We start from the raw sequence: 12,076 nt of genomic DNA, 5'->3' as shown, positions 1-12,076 counted from the left end.
CAATAACAACGTTGAGTCACGGAGATCGCACCATGAAGCGTCGCAGTTTGATCAAGGCTTTCACTCTGTCGGCATCCATTGCCGCCATGGGCCTGACCTGGACCGTCCAGGCCGCCGAGACCATTAAGGTCGGCATCCTGCACTCGCTGTCCGGCACGATGGCCATCTCCGAAACGTCGCTCAAAGACATGGCGTTGATGACCATCGACGAGATCAACGCCAAGGGTGGTGTGAACGGCAAGATGCTGGAACCGGTGGTGGTGGACCCTGCATCGAACTGGCCGCTGTTTGCCGAAAAAGGCCGGCAGTTGCTGACTCAGGACAAGGTCGCCGTGGTGTTTGGCTGCTGGACGTCGGTGTCGCGTAAATCGGTGCTGCCGGTGTTTGAAGAACTCAATGGCCTGCTGTTCTATCCCGTGCAATATGAAGGCGAAGAGATGTCGCCCAACGTGTTCTACACCGGTGCCGCGCCCAACCAGCAGGCGATTCCTGCGGTGGAATACCTGATGAGCGAAGAAGGTGGCAGCGCCAAGCGCTTCTTCCTCTTGGGCACCGACTATGTGTACCCGCGCACCACCAACAAGATTTTGCGCTCGTTCCTGCACTCCAAAGGCGTGGCCGACAAGGACATCGAAGAGGTCTACACCCCGTTCGGTCATAGCGATTACCAGACCATCGTGGCCAACATCAAAAAGTTCTCCGCAGGCGGCAAGACGGCGGTGATCTCCACCGTGAATGGCGACTCCAACGTGCCGTTCTATAAAGAACTGGCCAACCAGGGCCTGAAGGCCACCGATGTTCCCGTTGTGGCCTTCTCCGTAGGTGAAGAAGAGCTGCGCGGCATCGACACCAAGCCACTGGTGGGCAACCTGGCGGCGTGGAACTACTTCCAGTCGGTAGAGAACCCGGTGAACAAGAAATTCGTCGCGGACTGGAAAGCCTACGCCAAGAAACACAACCTGCCGGGCGCGGATAAAGCCGTGACCAACGACCCGATGGAAGCCACTTATGTGGGCATCCATATGTGGGCGCAAGCGGCGGAAAAAGCCAAGTCCACTGACGTCGACAAGGTCCGCGAAGCCCTCGCCGGCCAGACCTTCGCCGCGCCGTCGGGCTACACCCTGACCATGGACAAGACCAACCACCACCTGCACAAGCCGGTGATGATCGGCGAGATCCAGGCGGATGGGCAGTTCTCGGTGGTGTGGCAGACCGAAGGGCCGATCCGCGCCCAGCCGTGGAGCCCGTACATTCCGGGGAATGACAAGAAGCCGGATTATGCGGTGAAGAGCAACTGATCCAGGGGTGTCGGCACCAAGCCCAAAATCTGGAGCCGACACAAACCCTGTGGGAGCTGGCTTGCCTGCGATGCAGGCGACGCGGTGCAACTGTCGCACCGCGGTGATGCCATCGCGGGCAAGCCCGGCTCCCACATTGTCCGTGCAAGGCCCAAAAATATGCCCACTGCCCTCCACCGCTTCATCCTGGCCATCCTGCTTGTGCTGCCTTTCGCCGCACACGCCGGCGACGCCGAAGACTTCATCAACGCCAATCCGATGCAACAAGCCAAGCTGCTCCAGGACTGGGCCGCCCAGCCCGACCCGGCCCGCATCGAGCTGGTCAACGCGCTGCAACAAGGCCAACTCACGGTCAACGGCGAAACCAAAACCGTACGCCTGAACAACCGCCTGCGCGGTCTGATCGACAATGTGCAAGCCAGCCAACAGTTGCTCGCTGCCGATCCCAAAATACGCCTGGCGGCCGCGCAACAACTGCAAAAAAGCGCGCAACCCGCGCAACTGAAATTCCTCGACCAGCAAGTGGCCGCCGAAACCAACGAAGGCGTTCACACCGCTCTCAGCCTGGCCCTGGCCAACCTGCAATTGGTGGACACCGACCCGGCCATACGCCTGGCCGCCGTACGATTGCTCGGCGGCACCGGTGACCCGTTGGCCCGTACCCGCCTTGAAGCCTTGCTCGCGCCAGGCGTCGAAGCGGACGCCGCCGTACACACCGCCGCCGAAACCAGCCTGGCCCAGGTCAAACGCAAACTGATGGTGGGCGAAATTCTCGGCCAGGCATTCAGCGGCATGTCCCTGGGTTCGATCCTGCTACTTGCCGCTCTCGGTCTGGCGATCACTTTCGGCTTGCTCGGCGTGATCAACATGGCCCACGGCGAGATGCTGATGCTCGGCGCCTACTCCACCTATGTGGTGCAGTTGCTGATGCAGCGCTACGTGCCGCAAGCCATCGAGTTCTATCCCCTGATCGCGCTGCCGGTAGCGTTTTTCGTCACCGCCGGTATCGGCATGGCTCTGGAGCGCACGGTGATTCGCCACCTCTACGGCCGCCCGCTGGAAACCCTGCTCGCCACCTGGGGCATCAGCCTGATGCTGATCCAGTTGGTGCGCCTGGTGTTCGGTGCGCAGAACGTCGAAGTGGCCAACCCGGCCTGGCTGTCGGGCGGGATCCAAGTGCTGCCAAACCTGGTGCTGCCGTACAACCGCATCGTGATCATCGCCTTCGCGCTGTTTGTGGTGGTGCTGACCTGGCTGTTGCTGAACAAGACCCGCCTGGGCCTCAACGTGCGCGCCGTGACCCAAAACCGCAACATGGCGGCCTGCTGCGGTGTACCCACCGGGCGTGTCGACATGCTCGCCTTTGGCCTCGGTTCCGGTATCGCCGGGCTGGGCGGTGTGGCCTTGAGTCAGGTCGGCAACGTCGGCCCGGACCTGGGCCAGAGCTACATCATCGATTCGTTCCTGGTGGTGGTGCTCGGCGGCGTCGGCCAGTTGGCCGGCAGCGTCATGGCTGCCTTCGGCCTGGGGATCGCCAACAAGATTCTTGAACCGCAGATCGGTGCCGTGCTCGGCAAGATCCTGATCCTCGCGCTGATCATTCTGTTTATCCAGAAACGCCCGCAAGGACTCTTCGCACTGAAAGGACGGGTGATCGACTGATGAACCAGCCATTGATGCTGACAGCCACACAAAAAGCCGGACCCAAGGTGACGATTGCGGTCGGCGCAGTGATCCTGATCCTGCTGCTGGCCATGCCGCTGTTTTCCCTGCTGTCGCCGGACAACCCGCTGCACGTCTCGGCCTACACCTTGACCCTGGTGGGCAAGATTCTCTGCTACGCGATCGTCGCCCTGGCATTGGACCTGGTGTGGGGTTACGCCGGGATGTTGTCCCTGGGTCACGGTTTGTTCTTCGCCCTCGGCGGTTATGCGATGGGCATGTACCTGATGCGCCAGGCCTCCGGCGATGAACTGCCGGCGTTCATGACGTTCCTGTCGTGGACCGAACTGCCATGGTATTGGGTCGGCACCAATCACTTCCTCTGGGCCATGTGCCTGGTGGTCTTGGCGCCAGGCTTGCTGGCCTTGGTGTTCGGTTTCTTCGCCTTCCGTTCACGGATCAAGGGCGTGTATTTCTCGATCATGACCCAAGCCCTGACCTTCGCCGGGATGCTGTTGTTCTTCCGTAACGAAACCGGTTTTGGCGGCAACAACGGCTTTACCAATTTCCGCAGCATTCTCGGGTTTGGCATCACCGAACCTGGGACGCGGGCAGTGTTGTTTGTCGCCACGGTACTGTTGCTGGTGGCGAGTTTGTACATCGGCTGGCGCCTGGCGCAAAGCAAGTTCGGCCGGGTGCTGACGGCGCTGCGCGATGCCGAAAACCGCCTGATGTTCTGCGGTTACGACCCGCGCGGTTTCAAGCTGTTTGTCTGGGTATTGAGCGCCGTGCTGTGTGGTCTGGCGGGCGCGCTGTATGTGCCGCAAGTGGGGATCATCAACCCCAGCGAAATGTCGCCCACCAACTCCATCGAAGCCGCCGTGTGGGTGGCACTCGGCGGGCGCGGCACGCTGATCGGGCCGCTGCTGGGTGCCGGTGTGGTCAACGGGATGAAGAGCTGGTTCACCGTGGCATTTCCCGAGTACTGGCTGTTCTTCCTTGGGGCGCTGTTCATCATCGTCACCCTGTACCTGCCCAAGGGCATCATCGGCCTGCTGAAGAAAAGGGGCGACCAATGAGAATCACAGCAACGGCAGAATTCATGCTCGAACCGATCCTTGAACCCAATAAAGATGCCGGTAGCAGCCGCGACGCCATTGGTCTTGGCCAAGCTGCCGGCAAGGGCCTCAATACCCGCCACGGCACCATCCTGACCCTGGAAGACATCAGCGTCAGCTTCGACGGCTTCAAGGCCCTTAACGACCTGAACCTGTACATCGGCGTCGGCGAACTGCGCTGCATCATCGGCCCCAACGGCGCGGGCAAGACCACGCTGATGGACGTGATCACCGGCAAGACCCGGCCCAGCCACGGCAAAGCCTGGTTCGGCGAAACCCTGGACCTGACGAGCATGAGCGAAGTGCAGATTGCCCAGGCCGGGATCGGGCGCAAGTTCCAGAAACCCACGGTATTTGAAGCCTTGAGCGTGTTTGAAAACCTGGAGCTGGCGCAGAAGACTGACAAGTCGGTATGGGCCAGCCTGCGGGCGCGCCTGAGCGGTGAGCAGAAGGACCGTATCAGCGAAGTGCTCGACACCATCCGCCTCACTGCCTCTGTCAATCGCCCGGCCGGCTTGTTGTCCCACGGCCAGAAGCAGTTCCTGGAAATCGGCATGCTGCTGATGCAAGACCCGCAACTGTTGCTGCTCGACGAACCGGTGGCCGGCATGACCGACGCCGAAACCGAATTCACCGCCGAACTGTTCAAGCGCCTGTCGGGCAAGCACTCGCTGATGGTGGTGGAACACGACATGGGGTTCGTCGGTTCGATTGCCGACCACGTGACCGTACTGCACCAGGGCAGCGTGCTGGCCGAAGGGTCATTGGAACAGGTGCAGGAAAATGAGCGGGTGATTGAGGTTTACCTCGGTCGCTAGGCGTGACACCGACTGCTTTATGTGGGAGCTGGCTTGCCTGCGATGGCATCAACTCGGTGCTACTGATAGACCGAGTCGTCTGCATCGCAGGCAAGCCAGCTCCCACAAGGGAATTGAGGAGAATTTGAACATGCTGCAAGTCGACAAACTGCACCAGTACTACGGCGGCAGCCACATCTTGCGGGGCCTTTCGTTCGACGTAAAAGTCGGTGAAGTCACCTGCCTGCTGGGCCGCAACGGCGTGGGCAAGACCACCTTGCTCAAATGCCTGATGGGCTTGTTGCCGGCCAAGGAAGGCGTGGTGAACTGGGAAGGAAAGGCCATCACCGGTTTCAAACCACACCAGCGCGTCCACGCTGGGATCGCCTATGTGCCCCAAGGCCGGGAGATTTTCGGGCGGCTGACGGTAGAGGAGAACCTGTTGATGGGCCTGTCCCGCTTCCCCGGCTCCGAAGCCAAGGAAGTCCCGGCCTTTATCTACGAACTGTTCCCGGTGCTGCTGCAGATGAAGCAACGCCGTGGCGGCGACTTGTCCGGCGGCCAGCAACAGCAGTTGGCGATCGGCAGGGCCCTGGCCAGCCGCCCACGGCTGCTGATTCTCGACGAACCCACCGAAGGCATTCAGCCGTCGGTGATCAAGGAGATAGGCGCGGTGATCAAGAAGCTCGCGGCACGCGGTGATATGGCGATCTTGCTGGTGGAGCAGTTCTACGATTTCGCTGCCGAACTGGCCGACCAGTACCTGGTGATGTCCCGGGGTGAAATAGTCCAGCAAGGCCGTGGAGAAAATATGGAAAGTGAGGGTGTGCGCGGGCTCGTTACGATCTAATCTGTAGCGTCCTAACGATAAGCACTGACCATGACCCTGCCTGCCGCAACCGCCCTGTTCACCCCCAGTTGGCATGCCGAACTGGAGCTCGGCTACGCCCGTTTTGGCGACACCACACGCCCGGTCCTGCGCCGCCACTTGGGCCCGCTGCGGGTGCAAAAACACCTGTATGCCGAAGGCCCCGAGGTGTGCCAGCACATCATCGTCCACCCACCGGGCGGGATTGCCGGCGGTGACCGTCTGAATATCAATGTGGATGTCGCTGAAGGTGCTTGGGCGCAGTTGACCAGCCCGGGTGCAGCCAAGTGGTACCGCGCGGGCGGGCCGGCCTATCAGCGGGTGGAATTGACCGTGAAAGCCGGCGCCACCCTGGAGTGGCTGCCCCAGGAAACCATCGTGTTCAGCGCTGCCCAGGCTGAACTCAGTACCCGCATTGACCTTGAAGGCGATGCCCGGCTGTTTTACTGGGACGTAGTAGCCCTGGGACGCCCGGCCAGTGGTGAGCGCTTCGACCTCGGGCACTTCCAGTCAGCCCTGGATATACGCCGCGACGGCCAGTTGATTTGGCATGAACGCCAGCGCATTGTGGGCGCCGATGGGTTGCTCGACTCGCCGATTGGCCTGGACGGGCAACCGGTATTTGCGACCTTGCTGGTGACCGGTGATATCGCCAGTGAGTTGCTGGAGCAGTGTCGCTCCCTGCCCCATGCGGTGCGCGGCGACCTGACCCAACTACCCGGCCTGCTGGTGGCACGCTGCCTGGCCAGCGAAGCACTGCTGGCGCGCGGTTGGTTGATTGATTTATGGCGTCTGCTGCGCCCAGCGATGCTGGGGCGTGAAGCAGTTTCACCCAGAATCTGGAGCACATGAAGATCCAAATGTAGAGCGGGCTTGTGTGGGAGCGGGCTTGCTCGCGAAGGCGTAGTGTCAGTCGCCAAATGTTTGGCTGGCCCACCGCTTTCGCGAGCAAGCCCGCTCCCACACAAGCTCACTCCCATATTGGAGCTTCATTGTTTTTAAGAATGTTTTTTATGGCGGACCTTGAACGATGGACCTGACCCCACGAGAAAAAGACAAACTGCTGATCTTCACCGCAGGCCTGGTGGCCGAGCGGCGATTGGCACGCGGTGTGAAGCTCAATTACCCGGAGACCATCGCCTACATCTGCGCCGCGCTGATGGAAGGCGCCCGTGACGGCCGCACCGTGGCCGAGCTGATGCACTACGGCACCACTCTGCTCAGCCGCGAGCAAGTGATGGAAGGCATCCCGGAAATGATCCCGGACATCCAGGTGGAAGCCACCTTCCCCGACGGCACCAAACTGGTCACCGTCCACCAACCCATCGCCTGAGGCCTGGCCATGTCTTTGCTGATTCGTGATGCGGTACACGGCGATCTGCCGGCGATCCGCGACATCTACAACGATGCGGTGCTCAACACCACGGCAATCTGGAATGAACAACCGGTGGACCTGGGCAATCGCCAGGCCTGGTTCAGCGCCCGGCAAGCGCAGTTCTACCCGATCCTGGTGGCGGTCGATGGAGATCAAGTGGTGGGCTACGCCTCGTTTGGCGACTGGCGGCCTTTCGAGGGCTTTCGCCATACCGTCGAGCACTCGGTGTACGTGCGCAACGACCAGCGCGGCAAAGGCCTCGGACCACTCCTGATGGAAGCCCTGATCGAACGAGCGAAAACCTGCGACAAGCACGTGATGGTCGCAGCCATTGAGAGCGGCAACCAGGCCTCGATCCGCCTGCATGAGCGCCTGGGGTTCATCACCACCGGGCAGATGCCGCAAGTGGGCACCAAGTTCGGCCGCTGGCTGGACCTGACCTTCATGCAACTGACGCTCAATCCAGGCGCGACGCCTTCCAAGGAGTGACACCGATGAACGCCGCCCAACTGCGTCGAGTCAATGCTGAAAGTTTTGCCCATTACCGTCAGGGCTTGATTGAGCTGTTGCTGGACGCCGTGAAGCATGGGGCGTCCGTGGGGTTCATGGCGGATTTCGACGAGGGCCAGGCCCGCGCCTATTTGAGCGGTGTACAGGCCGGTGTCGAAGACGCCAGCCTGCTGCTGTGGGTGGTGGTGCGCGATGAACAGGTCGTGGCCAGCGTGCAATTGGCGTTATGCCAAAAAACCAACGGACTGAACCGCGCCGAGGTGCAAAAACTGCTGGTGCACAGCGAGGCTCGCCGTCGAGGCCTGGGCCAGCAACTGATGAACGCCCTGGAACTGAGCGCACACCAGCACAAACGCGGCCTGCTGTATCTGGACACAGAAGCTGGCTCCGACGCCGAAGCGTTCTATCAGTCCCTGCGCTACACCAAGATCGGTGAACTGCCCAACTACTGCCAAAGCCCGGACGGGCGCTACAGCCCGACCGCCATCTACTTCAAGACCTTGGGGCAACCTGAATGATTCCTGGCGAATACCGGATCCAGCCTGGTGATATCGAACTCAACGTGGGCCGTCGCACCATCAGCCTAAGCGTGGCCAACAGCGGCGACCGACCGATCCAGGTCGGCTCCCACTACCACTTTTTCGAAACCAACGACGCATTGACGTTCGACCGTACTGCGAGCCGTGGCATGCGCCTGAACATTCCAGCGGGCACGGCAGTGCGGTTTGAGCCGGGGCAAAGCCGGGAAGTGGAACTGGTAGAGCTGAGCGGCAAGCGCCGGGTGTTCGGCTTTGCCGGGCGGATCATGGGCGATCTGGACTAAGACAGATCCCTGTAGTGGACGGGCTTTGTGTGGCGAGCGGGCTTGCCCGCGTTGGGGCGCGAAGCGGCCCTGAAGTCAGCCATTGAGTCCTGTCTGGAGAAATGCAGTGTTTGTATTGGGGCTGCTGCGCAGCCCAACGCGGGCAAGCCCGCTCGCCACAGAATAGAGCCAAACTCATGCGCAAGGATTTTCAATGAAGATTTCCAGACAAGCCTACGCCGACATGTACGGCCCCACCGTCGGTGACAAGGTCCGCCTGGCCGACACCGAGCTGTTCGTCGAAGTGGAACAGGACTTCACCACCTACGGCGAAGAAGTGAAATTCGGCGGCGGCAAGGTGATCCGCGACGGCCAGGGCCAGAGCCAGTTGCTGGCCGCCGAGGTCGTCGACACGCTGATTACCAACGCGCTGATCATCGACCACTGGGGCATCGTCAAGGCCGACGTGGGCCTGAAAAACGGCCGCATCGCCGCCATCGGCAAGGCCGGCAACCCAGATATCCAGCCCGGCGTGACCATCGCCGTCGGTGCCAGCACCGAAGTGATCGCCGGCGAGGGCATGATCCTCACCGCCGGCGGCATCGACACCCACATTCACTTCATTTGCCCGCAGCAAATCGAAGAGGCCCTCACCAGCGGTGTCACCACCATGATCGGCGGCGGCACCGGCCCTGCCACCGGCACCAATGCCACCACCTGCACCTCTGGCCCCTGGCACTTGGCGCGGATGCTCCAGGCTTCTGACTCGTTCCCGATGAACATTGGGTTCACCGGCAAGGGCAACGCCAGTCTGCCAGAGCCATTGATCGAACAGGTCAAGGCCGGTGCTATTGGTTTGAAGCTACATGAAGACTGGGGCACCACGCCCGCGAGTATCGACAACTGCCTGAGTGTTGCCGATGAGTACGACGTGCAAGTGGCGATTCACAGCGACACCCTCAACGAGTCCGGCTTCGTCGAAACCACCCTGGCCGCGTTCAAGGGCCGCACCATCCACACCTACCACACCGAAGGTGCCGGTGGCGGCCATGCACCGGACATCATCAAGGCCTGCGGCTTTGCCAACGTGCTACCCAGCTCCACCAACCCGACCCGGCCGTTCACCCGTAACACCATCGACGAACACCTGGACATGCTGATGGTCTGCCATCACCTCGACCCCAGCATCGCCGAAGACGTGGCCTTCGCCGAAAGCCGCATCCGCCGCGAGACGATTGCCGCCGAAGACATCCTCCACGACCTCGGCGCGTTCTCGATGATCAGCTCTGACAGCCAGGCCATGGGCCGCGTCGGCGAAGTCATCACGCGCACCTGGCAAACCGCCGACAAGATGAAAAAACAGCGTGGCCCACTGCCGGGCGACGGCGAAGGCAACGATAACTTCCGCGCCAAGCGCTACATCGCCAAGTACACCATCAACCCGGCGATCACCCATGGCATCAGCCATGAAGTGGGCTCCATCGAAGTCGGCAAGTGGGCCGATCTGGTGCTGTGGCGCCCGGCGTTTTTCGGGATCAAGCCCACGCTGATCCTCAAAGGCGGGGCGATTGCCTCAAGCCTGATGGGCGATGCCAATGCCTCAATCCCCACGCCGCAGCCAGTGCACTACCGTCCGATGTTCGCCAGCTTCGGCAGCTCGCTGCACGCCACCAGCCTGACCTTTATCAGCCAGGCAGCCCTGGCGGAAGGCTTGCCACAGGCGTTGGGATTGAAGAAGCAGATTGCGGTGGTCAAAGGTTGTCGCGGGGTGCGCAAGACCGACCTGATCCACAACGACTACCTGCCGCACATCGAGGTCGACCCACAGACCTATCAGGTCAAGGCCGACGGTGTATTGCTGTGGTGTGAGCCGGCCGATGTGCTGCCAATGGCCCAGCGCTACTTCCTGTTCTGACCGTTCATCGGCAGGGACCTGCTACGCCAGTGAAGCGAAGAGGCGTAAGGCGCTACGATGCGCCACGCCTCTTCACTGTCTTGCACTTGGGAACCCGGCCATGCGCCTATCCGAATTCATCGTGTTACACACCGATCAGATCGTCGATGAATGGGAGCAATTTGCCGAAACGCTGACCCCCGCCGCCGAGACCTTGAACCGCACGCAGTTGCGCGACCACGCCCGTTCGATCCTGCTAGCCGCCGCGCGCGACATGACCACCCGCCAGAGCGCCAGCGAACAAGCTGCCAAGGCCAAGGGCGACGGCCCCGAGAAAACCCCAAGCCTGGACGAAGCCGCCGCCAACCATGGTGAACTGCGCCATACCGTGGGCTTTGACCTGGTGCAGATGACCTCCGAATTCCGCCATCTGCGCGCCTGCGTGATTCGCCTGTGGGTCAATAGCCTGGAGTCACCGGAGCTGGCTTATTTCCAGGACATGATCCGCTTCAATGAAGCCATCGATGAAGCATTGGCCGAATCCACAGCGGCTTACGCCGAGCAGGTCAATCGCTCGCGGGATATTTTCCTGGCCATCCTCGGCCACGACCTGCGCGCGCCGTTGCAAGCGGTGAACATGTCGACCGAGATGTTGCTGCGCAAGGCCCAGTTGGATGGCAACGGGCTGAGCCTGGTGGGCAATATCAAGAATGGCGCCCGGCACATGGGAGCAATGGTCAGCGACCTGTTGGAGTTTGTGCGCAGCCGGCTGGGCAGCAGCCTGCCTATCGAGCCCAAACCCATGAACCTGGCCGACGCGGCGCAAGCGGCCATCGATGAAGCCTGTGCAGGTCAACCGGACTGTCATCCGCACTTGCACATCCATGGGGACACCCAGGGGTTGTGGGATCGCGGGCGAATTGACCAGTTATTGCAGAACTTGATTGGCAATGCGTTGCAGCATGGCCAGAACAGCCAAGCGGTGACGCTGACCCTCAATGGCACGACCGACACGGTGGTACTCAGCATGCACAACTACGGCACACCGATTCCCCCGGCCGCCATCGGCACCGTCTTCGACCCGCTGGTACGCAGCGCCAGCGAAGAACTGGGCAGCGCTTCGACGAGCCTTGGGTTGGGGTTGTTTATCGTCAAGGAAGTGGTAGACGCCCATCGGGGGACGATTGAAGTAGCGTCCACCGAGGCTGAAGGCACCACGTTTACCGTGGTGCTGCCCCGCCTCAGTTAAGGGCTAGAAGAAACAGCAAGGGACCTGTGGCGAGGGGGCTTGCCCCCGTTGGGGTGCGAAGCAGCCCTAATGAAGTCGCCGCATGCTTTCAGATAAAAGCTCGGTGGCCGGCTTTGGGGCTGCTTCGCACCCCAACGGGGGCAAGCCCCCTCGCCACAGGGCCTGGCCAGCTTTCAGGAAGAGAGCATTATTTCAGGGAGTTTGCACCAAGCGCCCCAGCCGCTGTTTGAGCATCTGGTTCTCGGCCCGTAATTGCTGGACCTCTTCCAGCAGGTTCAGCGCCAGGGCGACGCCTTCCCACTCCAGGTCCAGGTCCTTGCGCAGCGTCGACGCACGCTTGGCCAAGGCCAGTTCGTAGTCGGTGAAATGCCAGGACTCAGGGGTTTTCCCCACGGGTTCAACGATGCCGTGTTCAACGATTTCGATCACGTAGGCCACCGACAACTCGGTGGCCTCACAAAACTCTGTCATGTTCACTTGAACCACACGGGGACTGCTCATCG

The 12,076-nt window shown here is 61.3% G+C and carries 13 protein-coding genes; 12 read left to right on the top strand and 1 reads right to left on the bottom strand.

Translation table 11 applies throughout. The features are described from left to right. The first annotated feature begins 32 nt into the window (after positions 1–32). The 12 genes from urtA (at position 33) to HKK55_RS28670 (ending at position 11,573) form a co-directional block, all read left to right on the top strand. Positions 33–1,298 (top strand): urea ABC transporter substrate-binding protein, encoded by a 1,266-nt coding sequence (gene urtA / locus HKK55_RS28725; protein WP_169357668.1) that lies wholly within the window; start codon positions 33–35, stop codon positions 1,296–1,298. A gap of 159 nt (positions 1,299–1,457) precedes the next feature. Next, positions 1,458–2,960, top strand: coding sequence for an urea ABC transporter permease subunit UrtB (urtB, locus tag HKK55_RS28720; protein WP_169357667.1), 1,503 nt, complete (start codon positions 1,458–1,460; stop codon positions 2,958–2,960). Beyond that, positions 2,960–4,039, top strand: a complete 1,080-nt coding sequence (gene urtC, locus HKK55_RS28715; protein ID WP_169357666.1) for an urea ABC transporter permease subunit UrtC — start codon at positions 2,960–2,962, stop codon at positions 4,037–4,039. The genes urtB and urtC overlap by 1 nt, the downstream gene beginning before the upstream one ends. Further along, positions 4,036–4,896, top strand: a complete 861-nt coding sequence (urtD, locus tag HKK55_RS28710; RefSeq protein ID WP_169357665.1) for an urea ABC transporter ATP-binding protein UrtD — start codon at positions 4,036–4,038, stop codon at positions 4,894–4,896. The genes urtC and urtD overlap by 4 nt, the downstream gene beginning before the upstream one ends. A gap of 130 nt (positions 4,897–5,026) precedes the next feature. Further along, the gene (gene urtE / locus HKK55_RS28705) at positions 5,027–5,725 is read left to right on the top strand and encodes an urea ABC transporter ATP-binding subunit UrtE (protein WP_169357664.1); all 699 of its coding nucleotides are present in this window, start codon (positions 5,027–5,029) and stop codon (positions 5,723–5,725) included. Between the two features lie 30 nt (positions 5,726–5,755). Continuing rightward, the gene (locus HKK55_RS28700) at positions 5,756–6,595 is read left to right on the top strand and encodes an urease accessory protein UreD (protein ID WP_169357663.1); all 840 of its coding nucleotides are present in this window, start codon (positions 5,756–5,758) and stop codon (positions 6,593–6,595) included. Between the two features lie 178 nt (positions 6,596–6,773). Next, positions 6,774–7,076, top strand: a complete 303-nt coding sequence (gene ureA, locus HKK55_RS28695; protein ID WP_169357662.1) for an urease subunit gamma — start codon at positions 6,774–6,776, stop codon at positions 7,074–7,076. A gap of 9 nt (positions 7,077–7,085) precedes the next feature. Beyond that, a complete protein-coding gene (locus HKK55_RS28690) occupies positions 7,086–7,607 on the top strand; it encodes a GNAT family N-acetyltransferase (protein WP_169357661.1) in 522 nt (173 codons plus the stop codon). Between the two features lie 5 nt (positions 7,608–7,612). Then, complete coding sequence (locus tag HKK55_RS28685) at positions 7,613–8,146, top strand: GNAT family N-acetyltransferase (RefSeq protein ID WP_169357660.1); 534 nt, start codon at positions 7,613–7,615, stop codon at positions 8,144–8,146. After that, positions 8,143–8,451: an urease subunit beta gene (locus tag HKK55_RS28680; protein WP_169357659.1), complete on the top strand. Its 309-nt coding sequence runs from the start codon at positions 8,143–8,145 to the stop codon at positions 8,449–8,451. Before HKK55_RS28685 ends, HKK55_RS28680 begins: the two co-directional genes overlap by 4 nt. A 193-nt stretch (positions 8,452–8,644) precedes the next feature. Continuing rightward, positions 8,645–10,345, top strand: a complete 1,701-nt coding sequence (ureC, locus tag HKK55_RS28675) for an urease subunit alpha (protein WP_169357658.1) — start codon at positions 8,645–8,647, stop codon at positions 10,343–10,345. Between the two features lie 100 nt (positions 10,346–10,445). Next, entirely contained in the window at positions 10,446–11,573 is a 1,128-nt protein-coding gene (locus HKK55_RS28670; RefSeq protein WP_169357657.1) for a sensor histidine kinase KdpD, read from the top strand. A gap of 192 nt (positions 11,574–11,765) precedes the next feature. Here the strand turns inward: HKK55_RS28670 and HKK55_RS28665 are convergent, their stop codons facing one another. Next, positions 11,766–12,074: a chaperone modulator CbpM gene (locus tag HKK55_RS28665; protein WP_169357656.1), complete on the bottom strand. Its 309-nt coding sequence runs from the start codon at positions 12,072–12,074 to the stop codon at positions 11,766–11,768. Positions 12,075–12,076: the final 2 nt, after the last annotated feature.

This window comes from Pseudomonas sp. ADAK18 (assembly GCF_012935695.1).
Taxonomy (GTDB): Bacteria; Pseudomonadota; Gammaproteobacteria; order Pseudomonadales; family Pseudomonadaceae; genus Aquipseudomonas.
This window is presented reverse-complemented; position numbering and strand designations above follow the sequence as displayed.